General features: G+C 56.2%; 12 protein-coding genes and 1 tRNA gene. 6 read left to right on the forward strand and 7 right to left on the reverse strand.

The features are described from left to right. Positions 1-15 precede the first annotated feature (15 nt). The gene (gene uvrB / locus ACVWZ1_RS11090) at positions 16-2,103 is read right to left on the reverse strand and encodes an excinuclease ABC subunit UvrB (RefSeq protein WP_457503377.1); all 2,088 of its coding nucleotides are present in this window, start codon (positions 2,101-2,103) and stop codon (positions 16-18) included. A 298-nt stretch (positions 2,104-2,401) separates the two neighbouring features. Between uvrB and ACVWZ1_RS11095 the strand changes: the two genes are divergently transcribed. Next, complete coding sequence (locus ACVWZ1_RS11095) at positions 2,402-4,210, forward strand: DUF3352 domain-containing protein (RefSeq protein ID WP_457503378.1); 1,809 nt, start codon at positions 2,402-2,404, stop codon at positions 4,208-4,210. 7 nt (positions 4,211-4,217) lie between these two features. Here ACVWZ1_RS11095 and ACVWZ1_RS11100 read toward each other — a convergent pair whose 3' ends face one another. Then, the gene (locus ACVWZ1_RS11100; protein ID WP_414407895.1) at positions 4,218-4,685 is read right to left on the reverse strand and encodes an ATP-binding protein; all 468 of its coding nucleotides are present in this window, start codon (positions 4,683-4,685) and stop codon (positions 4,218-4,220) included. A 141-nt stretch (positions 4,686-4,826) separates the two neighbouring features. Between ACVWZ1_RS11100 and petP the strand changes: the two genes are divergently transcribed. The 5 genes from petP (at position 4,827) to ACVWZ1_RS11125 (ending at position 8,102) form a co-directional block, all read left to right on the forward strand. Then, entirely contained in the window at positions 4,827-5,024 is a 198-nt protein-coding gene (petP, locus tag ACVWZ1_RS11105; protein WP_041436278.1) for a cytochrome b6f subunit PetP, read from the forward strand. A 38-nt stretch (positions 5,025-5,062) separates the two neighbouring features. Continuing rightward, positions 5,063-5,392 carry an HU family DNA-binding protein gene (locus ACVWZ1_RS11110; protein WP_457482530.1) on the forward strand — a complete coding sequence of 110 codons (330 nt, stop codon included), beginning with the start codon at positions 5,063-5,065 and terminating at the stop codon, positions 5,390-5,392. A gap of 12 nt (positions 5,393-5,404) precedes the next feature. Next, a complete protein-coding gene (locus tag ACVWZ1_RS11115) occupies positions 5,405-6,865 on the forward strand; it encodes a DASH family cryptochrome (protein WP_457503380.1) in 1,461 nt (486 codons plus the stop codon). A 100-nt stretch (positions 6,866-6,965) separates the two neighbouring features. Next, positions 6,966-7,037 (forward strand) — tRNA-Met (locus ACVWZ1_RS11120). Positions 7,038-7,163: 126 nt separating this feature from the next. After that, a complete protein-coding gene (locus tag ACVWZ1_RS11125; RefSeq protein ID WP_457503382.1) occupies positions 7,164-8,102 on the forward strand; it encodes a restriction endonuclease in 939 nt (312 codons plus the stop codon). A gap of 120 nt (positions 8,103-8,222) precedes the next feature. Here the strand turns inward: ACVWZ1_RS11125 and ACVWZ1_RS11130 are convergent, their stop codons facing one another. From ACVWZ1_RS11130 to ACVWZ1_RS11150, 5 genes are all read right to left on the reverse strand, one after another. After that, on the reverse strand, positions 8,223-8,666 hold the full coding sequence (locus ACVWZ1_RS11130) for a DUF29 domain-containing protein (RefSeq protein WP_457503383.1): 444 nt from the start codon (positions 8,664-8,666) through the stop codon (positions 8,223-8,225). A gap of 489 nt (positions 8,667-9,155) precedes the next feature. Beyond that, positions 9,156-9,806, reverse strand: a complete 651-nt coding sequence (locus ACVWZ1_RS11135; protein WP_414384042.1) for a Rho termination factor — start codon at positions 9,804-9,806, stop codon at positions 9,156-9,158. Beyond that, a complete protein-coding gene (locus ACVWZ1_RS11140) occupies positions 9,799-11,157 on the reverse strand; it encodes an AAA family ATPase (protein ID WP_457503385.1) in 1,359 nt (452 codons plus the stop codon). The genes ACVWZ1_RS11135 and ACVWZ1_RS11140 overlap by 8 nt, the downstream gene beginning before the upstream one ends. A 56-nt stretch (positions 11,158-11,213) precedes the next feature. Continuing rightward, positions 11,214-13,421: a phosphoketolase family protein gene (locus tag ACVWZ1_RS11145; protein WP_457503386.1), complete on the reverse strand. Its 2,208-nt coding sequence runs from the start codon at positions 13,419-13,421 to the stop codon at positions 11,214-11,216. 34 nt (positions 13,422-13,455) lie between these two features. After that, on the reverse strand, positions 13,456-14,076 hold the full coding sequence (locus ACVWZ1_RS11150) for a cysteine hydrolase family protein (RefSeq protein WP_457503387.1): 621 nt from the start codon (positions 14,074-14,076) through the stop codon (positions 13,456-13,458). Between the last annotated feature and the right edge of the window lie 94 nt (positions 14,077-14,170).

The following is a 14,170-nucleotide window of genomic DNA, read 5'->3' on the forward strand; positions in this document are numbered from 1 at the left end:
ATCTGAGCAAGGATTTTAGGTGCCCTGAGAATGGCCCAGAAGGCGTTGACGCAGCTTTTTGATTCTATCTCGCAGCTCGGCGGCTTCCTCAAATTCTAGGTTTTTGGCGGCCTCTTTCATCTTCAGTTCCAGTTGGCCGATCAGCTCTGGAATCTCGGAGAGAGGAATCTCCTGCGCAGCTTGAAAGGCTTTTTCCAGATCTGGGTTGCTGAGTTTGCGGGAGATGGCCAAAAAAGACAAGATGGCATTGCTGTTTTTCTTGACAATGGGCTTGGGCGCGATGTTGTGTTGGCGGTTGTATTGCAATTGAATTTCGCGGCGACGCTGGGTTTCGGCAATGGCCCGGGCCATGCTGCTGGTCATGGTGTCGGCGTACATCACCACCATACCGCGGACATTTCGTGCTGCCCTCCCAATCATCTGAATCAGGGAGCGCTCTGCTCGCAAAAACCCTTCTTTGTCGGCATCCAAAATGGCCACCAAAGAAACTTCTGGCAAGTCCAACCCTTCCCGGAGCAAGTTGACCCCCACCAACACGTCAAAGGCCCCTTCTCGAAAATCTTGTAAGATTTCAATTCGCTCAATCGAGGTGATCTCGGAATGCAAATAGCGAACTCGGATCCCTCGCTCCTGGAGATATTCTGTGAGATCTTCTGCCATCCGTTTGGTGAGGGTGGTCACGATCACCCGTTCGGCAGATCCCTGCCGAGAGCGTTCCAATCGCAAGTAAATTTCTCCCAGCAAATCGTCCACTTGCCCAGCCGTAGGGCGCACATGCACCTCGGGATCCACCACCCCAGTGGGCCGAATCACCTGTTCGACAACCCGACCGCTGCCGGGCACATAGAACTTCAGGGTCTTGCCATCTTCCACCCGGGTTTCAAATTGGGCCTCGCTCTGCTCCAGTTCCCAGTTGCCGGGGGTAGCCGAAACAAAGATACACTGATGAACCTTGGCCCAAAATTCTTCGGCTTTGAGGGGGCGATTGTCGAGGGCGCTGGGCAGGCGAAAACCGTGATCCACCAGCACCTGCTTGCGGGCACGGTCGCCATTATACATGCCGCGAATTTGGGGCACAGTCACGTGGGACTCATCCACCACCAGCAGCCAATCGTTGGCCTTGAAATAATCCACCAAGCAGGCGGGGGGCTCTCCTGCTTTGCGCCCTGTTAAATGTCTAGAGTAGTTTTCGATCCCATTGCAATAGCCCACCTCCCGCAGCATTTCTAGGTCGTAGCGGGTGCGCTGCTCTAGGCGTTGGGCTTCCAGGAGCTTGCCTTCTTTGCGAAAGAAGGCCAGTTGCTCTTCCAGTTCTTGCTCGATATTGAGGATCGCCCGCTCCAATTGTGCTTCCGGCGTTACAAAGTGCCGAGCAGGATAAACTCTGAGGGCGCTGAGGCTGTTCAAAATCTCACCTGTAACCGGATCAATTAAGCGAATGGCCTCGATCTCATCGCCAAAAAATTCGATGCGAATGACCCGATCCTCATAGGCCGGCACAATTTCCAGCACATCCCCTTTGAGGCGAAATCGCCCCCGCACCAGCTCCAGGTCATTGCGCTCGTACTGGATGCTGGCCAGATCCCGCAGGACATCCCGTTGGTTAATCTCCTGGCCGACTTTGAAGGGGATGGAAGCCTTCAGGTACTCCTCTGGCATGCCCAGACCATAGATGCAGCTCACCGAGGCCACCACAATCACATCCCGCCGTTCAAACAAAGAGCGGGTAGCCGAGTGCCGCAGCATATCGATTTCATCGTTGATGGAAGAAGATTTGGCAATGTATGTATCGGTGCTGGGAACATAGGCTTCCGGTTGATAGTAGTCGTAATAGCTGATGAAGTATTCAACGGCATTGTGAGGAAAAAGCTCCCGCAGCTCATTGCACAGTTGTGCTGCCAAAGTCTTATTGTGGGCCATCACTAAGGTGGGCCTGCCTACCTGCTGAATGGTATGGGCGATGGTAAACGTTTTGCCGGTTCCGGTTGCTCCCAGCAAGGTTTGAAAACGATGGCCTTCTGAAATCGACTTCACCAAGCCGGCAATTGCCTTAGGTTGATCTCCGGTGGGTTGATAGGGAGAAACCAGTTGAAACTCTGACATGGGTTTGACTTTCGGATGGGCCTAGATAGCTGCCGGGCTGGTCAAGGCAGGGCTGATCTGCACGTTGGTTTGGAATGGTGGTGCGGATCACAAAGGCTTGTGGGGTGCCTCTAAACTTGGCCGCCTGCTCAGCGGTGGGCTCCAGCTGGCACACCAGGGTTAGCCTCTGTTCCATGGTAAGGTTTTATCATGCAGGACTGAGGGCAGCGCTTCTTCACTAGGCCTGTTCATGCCAGCAGTGCAGAGCAGTAGGGCCTGGGTGTCCGAGCCATGTCTCCCTCGGTGCAGAGATTGAGATATGGGACGACGGCAACTCTTGCGCGGGATCCTGATTGGGCTTGGTCTTCTGGCCGCCATGGTGGTGTGGGTTGTCGTATGGCTGCTCACCCGCAGTCCGGTGGCTTTGTTGCTGGCCCACCCGGAGCTGCCGCCAATTGTGGGTTTGGCCCCTCGCTCCGCACAAGCGCTGCTGGTGTTGGCTGTTCCCCTGGACGAGGTGCAAGCGTTTTGGCAAGCGGCAACTCCTGCCCCCCAGCGACGCGCTGCCCGTCAGCAGTGGCAAAAGTTTTTCTCCCCTGAAGGCCCAGGCTGGCTGGGATCCTTGCTGGCCGGGGGATCCCTTGATTTTGAGCGGGAGGTGCGGCCCTGGCTGGGGAGGAGCACCCTCTTGGCCAGTTTGCCGGAGTGGGGCACCTTGGTTGCCCTAGAAACGCGGGATGCGGCAGTCTCTCAATTTGAGCTGAACCTGTTGTGGGAACGGCAGAGCTTGGCCGGGAGGCCGGTGCAGGTAGACACTTACAAGGGCATTCAGGTGGTGTCCAGCCCGATTCCGGGCCTGCAGGGGTTCTCGGCAGCCGTTTTCGGCGAGCAATACGTGTTGTTGGCGGAGCAGTCTGCTGCCATTCGGGCTGCAATCGATGCTTGGCAGTTGCCGCAGTTGTCTCTGGTGGCTCAGCCTCTGTTTCAGCAGGTCATCCAGCCCTTGCGGGAGGCGCATGTGGGTTGGGCCTTCTGGCAAAATCCAGAGGCGGTTTCTTCAGATGGGCTGACGTTGCAGGCGGTAGGGCTGGGGTTGGGGGTAAACTTCCGCGGCTTGGTGGCCGAAAGTGCTGCCCTCTGGCATGCGCCCGCTGGCTTCTCCTTGCCGGCGGCAGAAGCCTTTCGCCCGCAGATCCTTCAACATCTGCCGGATAAAACCTTGGCGCTGATTTCCGGAGAGAATCTGGTCTCAGTTTGGCAGAGCCTGGGGCAGATCCAGCCCCTAAATTCCCTGGGGTTGCGGGTGGATCCCGGCCAGTGGCTGCAGCGCTTGCAATCTCAGGTGGCGCTGGACTGGCAGCGTCTGTTGCCGGAACGGGGAGAGTTTGCCTTTGCCCTTTTGCCCGGCGACGGGGATCCGGCCTGGCTGTGGGTCGGCAAGATGCCGGATGAGTCGGTCGCGACAGCGGGACGGAGTCCTTATTTTGATCTGGATGAGCGGGCGCGCGCCCAAGGCTGGCAGGTGGTCTCTCTGGCGACGAAGCGCGGCACCGCCACTGCCTGGGCCCAACCGACCACTCCTGCGGGGGAGACGGAGTCCTTGCCGTCAGAACCCCAGCCGGTGGCGACAGCGGGACGGAGTCCTCACCGCTCCACCCATCGACCGGAGATCCCTGTGTTGGCAGGGGAGCGGCTGGAAGTCAGCGGGAAGGGAGGATCCCTGCCGTTGCCGGCGGCAGAAGCTCTTCCCCAGTCGCCGTCGGGGATCCCGTTGCCGGCGCAGGTGTATCACGCCGACCGCAAAGGCTATTCCTACCTGGCTTCTTCTCTAGCGGCTCTGGAGGCGGCCCTTGCGGATCCCCCCTTGGGTGCCGACCGCGCCTGGCGCAAGTTGGTGGCCCCCCTGCCCCACCGCAATCTGGGCTATGGATATGGATCCCTGGGGTTGCTCTTGGAAAGCGAGCTGCCCGACCCGGTCGCGTCAGCGGCGCGGAGCGCTAAGGGATCCCGCTGGGCATCCACGCGCTTTGCCTTTGCCACCACAGCCTTCACCGTTTCTGAGGCTCCCTATCCGGATCAGGGTCGCCAGATTACCCAAATGGGCAAGCTGTTTTGGCAGTGGTATTGAGGGAGGGTCAGACTATCCAGGGATCCCGGCAGTTGGGGTGGATGTACTTGGCCAGATAGACCTGGTTGCCCATTTCATTCCACTCCACAAAGTCGAAGATTTGGGTGAGCAGAAGCATCCCCCGGCCCGATCGCGACAGCGGGACGGAGTCCTCTTCTTCAGTTTCCGAGATGCCGTGTTGGCAGAGGTGGAGCTTGCATTGGGGACGAAAGCCGGGCCCTTGATCCCGCACCAGCCATTGGTAAAAGGGTTCGGAGCTGGCGTACTCGATGATCACTTTCTTGTTGGGATCGAGGCCGTTGCCGTGGCGGACGGCATTGATGATCGCTTCCTGTAAGCCCAAACGTACTTCTGCTCTCCAGGCGGGAGGAACTTTTGAGATCAAGAGATCGAGGACGGGCTGGGTGTAGAGGGTGGAGGGAAAGCTGATAACGCTCCAGGAGCAGTGGGCGGGTTTGAGGGAGAGGGCAATCACGGAGGCAGTCTTCCCTGGGGCACGGCACTCTGACCCCATTCTAGCAATCCCATCGGGGTCAACCCCAGCAGAGGTGCGGCAGGAGCTCGGCAAGGGGACTTTTGCCGTACCATCTTGAGTGGTAAGTCTCTTCGCGGTTTTATGGCGATCAAGGTTGGAAATAAGGTCAAAGTTCGCTCTGTCCAGGATCGCGGACAAGAAAACCTCAGCGCTCTGGTGGGCAAAGAGGCTGTGGTGCTGGCACGGCGTGTGGTCGATGGCAGCGGTGTCGGCTACATTCTGGAGTTTCCCGATCGCTCTCGACATTGGTTTTTCGAGAGTGAACTGGAGGTGCTCTAAGCCCCTGTTTGTGTTGCTGTTGTCTAGAGGGTCAGTCGGTGGCTTCTCCTCCCCACTTAAATCGCCGTTTGCTGGCCCGCCAAATGGCTGCACAGGTGGATGGCCTGACGGTGGAGATGGCTGCTGCTGCTCTGGAGGCTATGCTGGACAGCATTAGCCAATGCCTGGCCCAGGGGGGATCCGTGCGGCTGGCTCGCTTTGGCACGTTCTCGCTGCGCCATCGTCCCGCCCGGCAAACCTATCATCCGCGCACCAAGGCCCCTGTTCACATCCCGGCTGCCGATGTGCCTCATTTTGTTCCCAGCCCTGAGCTGGGGCGTCCAGCTGGGGTTCGGGTGTCCAAGTCTGAGTCCGCGGGATCCGTGTAGGGTAGCTGCAGAATGACCGTCCTGCTGTGGTTTCGCACCGACTTGCGCCTGCTGGATCACCAGCCGCTGACGCGGGCCTGCCAACAGGGATCCCCTTTGATCCCCTTGTATTGCTTGGATCCCCGCCAGTTCGGCGAGACTTCCCTTGGGCTCCGCCCCAGAACCGGCCCTTTCCGCGGTCAGTTTTTGCTGGAGAGTTTGGCGGATTTGCGGCAGCAGTTGCGGTCGCGCGGCTCGGATTTGGTGATCCGCCAGGGACAGCCAGAACAGGTGATCCCCACCTTGGCACAGGAGTGGGGGGTCGAGGCGGTCTATGCCCATGAAGAGGTGGGCACCGAGGAGAAGGAGGTGGCGGCTGCTGTTGAGCGGGCTTTGCGGTCTCTGGGGATCCCGTTGCAGGTCGATTGGGGCCACACCCTCTATCACCCTGAGGATCTCCCCTTTTGTCTCTCGCAACTGCCGGAGCTGTTCACCCGCTTTCGAAAGCAAGTCGAGGAAAGCACTCCCATCCGGGATCCCTTGCCCATTCCCTCGATCCCCCCCCTGCCATCGGGTTTGGATCCCGGCCCTCTGCCTACTTTGGCCTCGCTGGGGCTATCCCCACCTGCCGGGGATCCACGGGCCCGCTTCACCTACCTTGGCGGCAGCACTGCTGCCCATGCCCGCCTGCAAACCTACTTTTGGGATCTGGATCGGCTGCGCATCTACAAAGAAACCCGCAACGGCATGTTGGATCCCGACGATAGCTCCCGGCTTTCTGCTTGGTTGGCCCTGGGCTGCATCTCCCCTCGCACCGTCTATGCCGAGGTCAAGCGTTATGAGCAGGAGCGGGTGCGCAATGAGTCCACCTACTGGCTGGTGTTTGAGCTGCTGTGGCGGGATTATTTTCGGTTTATCTTGGCCAAGCACGGCGCCAAACTGTTCCGTCCTTCTGGGATCCAAGGGATCCCCATCCCTTGGCAGCAGGATTGGCCGCGCTTCCAGGCTTGGTGTCGGGGTGAGACGGGCTACCCCTTGGTGGATGCCAACATGCGGGAGCTGGCGGCTACTGGGTTTATGTCCAACCGGGGACGGCAGAATGTGGCCAGCTTTTTGACAAAAAACCTGGGCATCGACTGGCGCATGGGCGCTGAGTGGTTTGAGTCGCTGCTCATCGACTACGACGTGGCCAGCAACTACGGCAATTGGAACTACACCGCCGGCGTAGGGAACGATGCCCGCGGCTTCCGCTACTTCCACATCCCCAAACAATCTCGCGAGTACGATCCCAAAGGAGACTATCTGCGCCACTGGTTGCCGGAATTGGCCGGGATCCCGGGGGACAAAATCCACGAGCCCTATCGCCTCACTGCTGCCGAGCAGAAGCAATTTGGAGTCCGATTGGGGGTGGACTACCCTCGCCCACTGGTGGATTTGGAGAAGTCTCTCGCGGCCAACCGACGGGTTTATGAAGCTGCCCTGACCTGCCGATAGGCGTGGCTATGTCTGTGGCTTCTCTCCCGAGAGGGGGCTGAGGGGATTTTCTGAGGCGCAGTTCCGGCCCAAGAGTGCTATTCTAGTTAAGCACTATCCTGGCTCAGTAGCTCAGCGGTAGAGCAGGGGACTCATAAGCCCTTGGTCGCGTGTTCAAATCACGCCTGAGCCATCCATGCCAAACTCTTGTCAGAGGTTTCCGAGCCTGACAGATACCCTAGCTGGCTTGTAGCAGAGGCTTGTCGTAGAGTTATGAGCGAAACATGTTGGGATCCCTGTCTTCACATCGGTTCTACAAATGGCCGTTCCCGATTATCAGAGCTTGATGTTGCCACTTCTCCAGTTTGCAGCACGTAAAGAAACCGAAATATCAACCAGCGAAGCTGTTGAAGTTCTGGCAAAGGAACTGGGCCTCACAGAGGACGATCTCAGGGAGATGCTGCCGAGCGGTGTACAGCCAACCTTTGTCAATCGCGTCGGCTGGGCTGCAACTTATATGAAAAAGGCAGGGCTGCTGGAAACAACGCGCAGAGGATTCTACCAAATTACTGACCGCGGAAGAGATCTTCTTGAAAAACAGCCCAAAACCATCAATGTAGAGTTACTCAGGCAATATCCTGAATTCCGAGAATTTGAGGGGCCCAAAGGCACAAGAAGCAGCAACAAGGCAAGCAAACAAAAAGCTTTATCAGATTTATCAGAGACTTCGGCAGCGACACCATTAGAGCAGTTAGAAGCTGCGTATGAAAATCTCCGTGACAAACTGGCCGATGAACTGCTTGCCAAGCTAAAGAAAGTATCGCCTGCCTTCTTCGAAAAGGTTGTTGTGGAACTGCTGGTCAAAATGGGCTATGGAGGTTCACGAGCAGATGCGGGCAAAGCAATTGGCAAGAGTGGCGATGGTGGAATTGATGGGATCATAAAAGAGGACAAACTCGGTCTTGATGTTGTGTATATTCAGGCAAAGCGTTGGGATAGCAATCCGGTAGGTCGTCCTGATGTCATGCAGTTTGTGGGTGCTTTACAGGCTCAAAGAGCAAACAAGGGTATTTTTATCACTACCTCCAGGTTTACTGAAGACGCTAGCAGCTACGTTTCGCAGATCGGCAGTAAGATTGTTTTGATTGACGGCGAACAACTAACAAATCTAATGATTGAGCACGACGTTGGCGTATCTACAGTTTCATTGTATCCGGTAAAGAAGATTGATAGTGATTATTTTGAAGAGAGCATCTAACATCGGAGTGAGAAAATTGAGCTGCTAGGGCCAGCAGAGTTAACACAAGGAGCAAAGCTAGCAAAGTTCATGTAGTGCCATCGCCTTCTTAAGTATGGGCATAAGTATCGAGGTCTAGCGTCACTGGGAATTCTCCTGTTCGGGGTAAAAGTTGGGATCCATCACCTGATCCAACGTGTAGGGACACTGGGCAGGCAGATCGTCCAGAGATAGAGGCGTTTCTTTAACCACCAGCAGGACGCTCTTTTGATAAGCTTTATTCATTGCTTCAACCAGATAAGACTTAAGGCTGGGATTATCCGCAATTAACTCCTGCACCTCTTGCCGCTGTTCGATGATTGTGGCTGTCCAACTTTTGCTTCGTTGCTGAGGCTGAAACTGCCACTTTAGCAGATGGCCCACCAGGATCCCTAGCCGATTCACCAATTCGCGGCGTTCTTGCCTGCCCAAAGTCTCAATCTCCTCCACCAAGTTGGGAATATCCAATTGATCCCATTGCCCCGATTTCAGCAGCGCGGCTTGTTCTTGTGTCCAGGCATAAAAATCGCGGTCGTAAAGCGCCATGATCCATTCCTAGCAGGACACTGGCCAAAGATAAGTCAATCCTACCGGTTCCAGCCGTTGAGCTTCGACCTCATAAATTTATCGAGTCCTCAAACTCTGTAGCTACAAAGCCTCGGATCTGTGGCAGCGTTGGATCCCAATGGGGCCTGACCCTGAACAATATGAGGTTTCAACAGGTCTGGAGCGCTTGATCACGGCCCAGGATCCAGGCGATAAGGGGGGGATCCCTGTGGTCAAGATAATACCGGACGGTTTGGGTCAGGTCGATCTCCAAGATGCTGGTGATCATCCTGTGCATGAGCTCCAGATGGATCCGGTCGTCCTAGGTAAGCAGAGCATACCTGCCATGGAGGCTGTTGTTGAGAGCGGCCAAGGCTGTTTGGGGTGGCAGTAGCCATTCAAAGGGAGGCTTGAGGCAGGCATCCCACAGCAAGCGGAGTCGGGCCTCGGTGATGTGGAGAGGAGAATATGTTTTTGAAGGGATCCCTTTCAGCTCTCTCCCTCTGTTTTTTTTCGCGAGCGAGTTGAGGTCGCTTTCTTCGCGCCAGCGGATGCCGCAGATCTCTTGGATGATTTCTTCAGAGTAGGGGGCAACGCTGTAGGAGTTACGAAAAATACTTCCGATAGGGCATCCAGTTTTTTGCCTCGCGTAATTTTGCACCCAAGCTTGGTTATGGGGGTTAAGTCCTGCCACCAACTTCTATCCGCCTCTGCAATCCGGGCAGCTGCAATGGTTACATCGACTCCCTTGAGGGGACTGCTGGGTCGCTCGGCTAGGTATCTTAGCGCAGCCAAGATAGTCTCTCTCGATGTATTGGTCAAATTTACCTTCGGAACAATTTCTTTGGCGAGAATCTGGGCCTGCTTAACCTGCTCTGGATCAGGATCGACAACGATACACCATAGCCTTTCCAGTCCCGCTTCTTGAGCAACTGCATAGACAAAATGGTTACCAATGGCCTTGTACTGATAGTCGCCAGCCTCGACCACCAGCAGAGGAACCCAGTTGTGTCCTCCTGTCGCCCTTAGCTGATCTGCGGCTGCGGCAACAAGGAAGGAGGGAGCAGAAAACCCATCGGCGGGCGTAATGCTCTCAAGGGGTAAGTTAACCAACCTACCTAGATCTGAAAACTCACTCATCGATAAAGTACTCACGGGCAAGACTCTGGTAGTATTCTAAAACTTTCTTGCGACTAAAGACGGCAGGCCTTCGATCAAAGCTTGCAGAGGATATCACTGCATAGTCAGGTATCCCAAAAATGCTTTTGTTTTCATTACCTCTCTTAAAATGCGGCCAGAAATATGGAAGTAGGTTCATGCTTCTCTCTTGGCTGACAATTTTTTCTATCTCATCATTTGCTCGTTTAATAGCGTTTTCGCTTCTTTCGCTTTCTGAGGGGACGCCGTTGAAAAAGATAGGCAAAGTCCTGGGGCCGCCATCCTGTCGTGACTTAGCAGTTTCTGGAACAAAGCTGGTGATTACTCTAGCAGCATTATTCAGGGAAGACAGATCGTCGGGGCGGGTAGGTATCAAAATAACATCGGCAGCAAAAACACCACTTTGGCTGAAGTAAAGCCATTGAGTTGGGCAGTCGATTAGGATGTAATCATACTCATTGCGAAGAGGGGCAATCAGATCGCGAAGGCGTCGGGTTCCCTTTTGGATATATGCTAGCGACTGGCTGTCGGTCAACGTCTCCAGCTCAGGGTCTCTTGGGATAATGTCGAAGATGGGAAGGGTAGTCTGCTTGCCTTTGAGTCTACATTCGAGTCTATATGTTTGGACAATGGCATGGATGTCTATTTTGGGATCCTTTAAACATTGCGTCAGTGTAATTTTTCCAGGAGTGGCTCCCAAGCTTCTTGTCAGATCACCCTGAGAATCAAAGTCAACAACTAAGACCTTTTTTCCCTTGGTTTTTAGTGCTGCCGCAAGGTTAATGACCGTCGTTGTTTTGCCTACGCCCCCTTTATTGTTATACACGCATACAGTCAGAGCGCGCTCATAGTTTTCTATCTTGTCTCGCAAGTTACGCACTATGCTCTCAATGTTATCTGGATTAATGGAGAAGTTTGCTGTAGCAGGGTAGACGACTTTTCCATGCTTCCTCCAGATCTGGATGTTGTTTGCATTGGTGATAATTCCCCATTTTGCAGATTTGCAGTTCTCGCCGAGCAGGTAGCTTTCTATTTGACAAACTGCATCCCTATAGTAAGATCCTTCTTTGAGGTTGACTACTCTGGATTTTGCCTCCAAAAGCAAGTAGGGGTTCCTTTGGGAGTTAAAGAAAGTATCTTCAGGATCTTCGTTCTTTCTTGCGGCGAGGTCGACCTGGCCACAACCTGTCTCGAATTCATATCTAATTTCCAAGTCGTGAAAGCCAAGCGCATGCAGGAGGGGAACAGCAAAGTGTTGGACAACAACTCGCTCTACCCTCTCGGTGGGAGATATCCTCTCAAGCTTCTCTCGGAGAGAGCTAGCCGCAGTCATAGGAAAAAATAGGAAAAAATAAGGTGGACAATGCTAACCAAGCTAAAAGCTCGCCCTCAGCATAGCAGTTGCTTGGCTCGTTCTGCTAGTGCTTGGGCTGTCAGGCCGTTGTAGTCCATCAATTCGGCGGGGGTGGCGGTGGTTTCGCCGCGTTTCCAGGCAAAAATGTCGCGCGGGCCAGTGTAGCGCAATGTCAGAGGCTCCAACATCAGGCTGGCCCCGCCTGTTACGCCGATGAGGGCCTCGCCGGCAAACCAAGCGGCAAATTCTTGGTCGGACATGAATTCCCCATCTGGCTGAGCACAGGTGGACCAAGCCACGTCGCCGGGGCGATACAGACGGCGGGGGTTAATCACCGAGACGATTTTGCAGCCGATCCCTTGGGCTTGGAGCTGTTCAGCCGCCTCGAACACGGGCAGGAGAATCATATCCCCCACCACGGCAAAGACCACGGTGCGGGATCCAGGAAGTTCCTGAAGGACGGTGCAGCCCTGCTCTACTGCTTGGCGAGCTTGTTCGAGGGTGGTGCGGATGGGCAGGGGGGTTTTGCTGGCGATGATAGGGATCCCTTTGTTGCAGGTGGATAGGGCCCATTCGTAGGCAGCTTGGGCACAGTTGGCATCGGGCGGGAAGAGGGGGAAGACGTTGCCGTTGCGCATCATGGCCGCCAGGTAGGCTTCAATTTCCGGGCGTTGGTGGGTCCAGCCGTTGCGCCCCTGTTCCAAAGCGCCGGCAGTGAAGAGGGCAATGGCCGAGGGGGTGGGCCGGCGCAGCTCCGCCATGGCTTGGGTTACCGTCTGCCAGATGGGTAGGCCGTTGACGGCAAAGGACTCGTAGGAGCACCACAGGGAGCGTCCGCCGAAGAGGGCTAGGCCCGCCGTTAGCCCCGCGCAGGCATCTTCGCTCAGGGGCTCATAGACTTGTCCTTGGGGCTGTTGGTTGTAGAGGGGATCCACCGTGGGGTGAATCACCTTGAGACCTTGGTTCACATTGGCGATGCCGGAAGCTTCGTTGCCGTCGGCATTGGCCACCAAAAAGTCGGGATCCTTCTGCCCCACCTGCACCACCAGGGATCCGATGGCCGTGGTGGAAACCTGCTTGTCCCCTAGGGGAAACTCCGTTAGGTTTAGGGATCCCAAAGGCGGCAAAGGCCGAACGAACTCTGTAACCGCCACCTTGGCGGCTGGCCCCCCGGCTGCCCGTTGGCAGTTTTGTCGCACCAGGGCCCAAGCTGCCGGATGTAAGGCCCGCGCCCGCAGAGCCGCCACAATGTCCGGGTGATCCAGAGTGTGGTGGCCGTAGAGGTTGTGGGACTTGGATCCCTTGGCATGTACCCCAGCCCCCTTCAGTTGCTTGAGGATGAAAACCGTTAATTGTCCGCTCAGGGCTGATTGGATGGCTCGCTCCATTTCGATCAGCACCCTTTGGGCAAAGGCAAGGCGGGCTTCTAGGGAAAACTGAGTGCTGTCGACGTAAGGGCCAGGCTGTTGGGCATCGTCAAAGTCCTTGGCATCCACCAACACCACTTCCTCAAAGCCGTTGCCCCGCCAATACTGGGCCATCTGGGCGTTGCTGGCGGTGGAGATCATGCTGTGGTGCTCTTGGCTGTAGCCGTTCCAGACCAGCACCGGCAGGAAGTTGGTGCGCTGCGGGAAAGCCGTGTGGAAGTGAATCATGGAGCTCATCACATAGGGCTCTCCCAGGCCGCCATCCCCAATCGTGACCGGGAAGAGGCGATCTGGATAGAGCAGGGCTCCTGCCATGGCAAAGTGTTGTCCTTGCCCCAGCGGCCCAGCCGGTGCCAGCAGCCCGGGAATGTAGCCGGATAGGTGACCCAACAGCCCTTCCCGTTCTCGAAAACGGGCCCGTAGGTCGGAGACGGTGTGGATGCCCATCTCGGCCAGGGATCCATCCAAAAACATGGCCGCGTAAAAGCCCGGCGCGTGGTGCCCGACTTCGGTGGGGATGTTCTTCTGGCCCAGGTACACCAGAGCTGCATAGGCTTCTGCTTGGCTGGCAAATCCGCCCGGGTGGCCTGAGGCTTTGCTGGCGGTCATTTGCAGGGTGAGGTAGCGCAAGGCATCGGCATAGAGCAAGGTTTGGTAGGCGGCCATGCGACTGCCGGGATCCCTCAGTTTCCCGGTGCCGGCATCCACTGCAGGGGCCTGGCCCAGGCGGTCAAATTCCGGCCAGGGATCCCCGAAGTACTGGATCCCTTCGCAAAAGGCGGGGACTTGGGCAGTTGCCTCCTGAGCCAGTGTCATCGGTTCAGCCTCACGCTTGTTGGGTTATTCACACTCACTGTAAACCCGATAACGCTTTTTGGATGTTCTGAGCAGAACTCGTCCAGCCGACGATGCCCCCTTGCGCCCGGATCATCTCCAGGGTGGCTTGCTTGAACTCTGGGAAGTAGCTGGCGGTGCAATCTTCCACCAGCAGGCACTCATAGCCGCGGTCATTGGCCTCGCGCATTGTGGTTTGCACGCAGACTTCTGTGGTTACCCCGGTGAACAGCAGGTGGGTGATGCCGCGCTTTTGCAAGATTTCTTGCAGCTCGGTGGCGTAGAAAGCCCCTTTGCCGGGTTTGGGGATGACGATCTCTCCCGCAAGCGGAGCAAGCTCAGGGATGATGGTGTTGCCCGGCTCTCCCCGAATCAAAATCCGCCCCATAGGGCCTTCGTCCCCAATGGTCAGGGATCCCTTGCCGCGTTTGCGCTTGCTGGGCGGGCAATCGGAGAGATCTGGCTGATGACCCTCTAGGGTATGAATGACGGTTAAGCCCTTTTGACGAAAAAAGTCCAGCAGCCCCTTCAGGGTGGACACAATGGATCCCAGTTGGGTGACATCGTTGCCCAACATTTCCCCAAAGCCGCCCGGCTCCAGGAAATCTCGCTGCATATCGATGATCACCAGGGCCAAGTAAACTACCCGGCTCCGACCGCTAAGCGGTACGGAGCGGGCTTTCAGTAGCCCTGGGCCTGCTCTGCTCTACCAGAGAACAAAACAAGCCCGG

The organism is Thermostichus sp. MS-CIW-25 (genome assembly GCF_054060015.1).

Bases quoted from the DNA above. Each gene is read 5' to 3' on its own strand.
- uvrB (WP_457503377.1), bottom strand. From the start codon at position 2,103: ATGTCAGAGTTTCAACTGGTTTCTCCCTATCAACCCACCGGAGATCAA.
- ACVWZ1_RS11095 (WP_457503378.1), top strand. From the start codon at position 2,402: ATGGGACGACGGCAACTCTTGCGCGGGATCCTGATTGGGCTTGGTCTT.
- petP (WP_041436278.1), top strand. From the start codon at position 4,827: ATGGCGATCAAGGTTGGAAATAAGGTCAAAGTTCGCTCTGTCCAGGAT.
- ACVWZ1_RS11115 (WP_457503380.1), top strand. From the start codon at position 5,405: ATGACCGTCCTGCTGTGGTTTCGCACCGACTTGCGCCTGCTGGATCAC.
- ACVWZ1_RS11125 (WP_457503382.1), top strand. From the start codon at position 7,164: ATGGCCGTTCCCGATTATCAGAGCTTGATGTTGCCACTTCTCCAGTTT.
- ACVWZ1_RS11130 (WP_457503383.1), bottom strand. From the start codon at position 8,666: ATGGCGCTTTACGACCGCGATTTTTATGCCTGGACACAAGAACAAGCC.
- ACVWZ1_RS11135 (WP_414384042.1), bottom strand. From the start codon at position 9,806: ATGAGTGAGTTTTCAGATCTAGGTAGGTTGGTTAACTTACCCCTTGAG.
- ACVWZ1_RS11140 (WP_457503385.1), bottom strand. From the start codon at position 11,157: ATGACTGCGGCTAGCTCTCTCCGAGAGAAGCTTGAGAGGATATCTCCC.
- ACVWZ1_RS11145 (WP_457503386.1), bottom strand. From the start codon at position 13,421: ATGACACTGGCTCAGGAGGCAACTGCCCAAGTCCCCGCCTTTTGCGAA.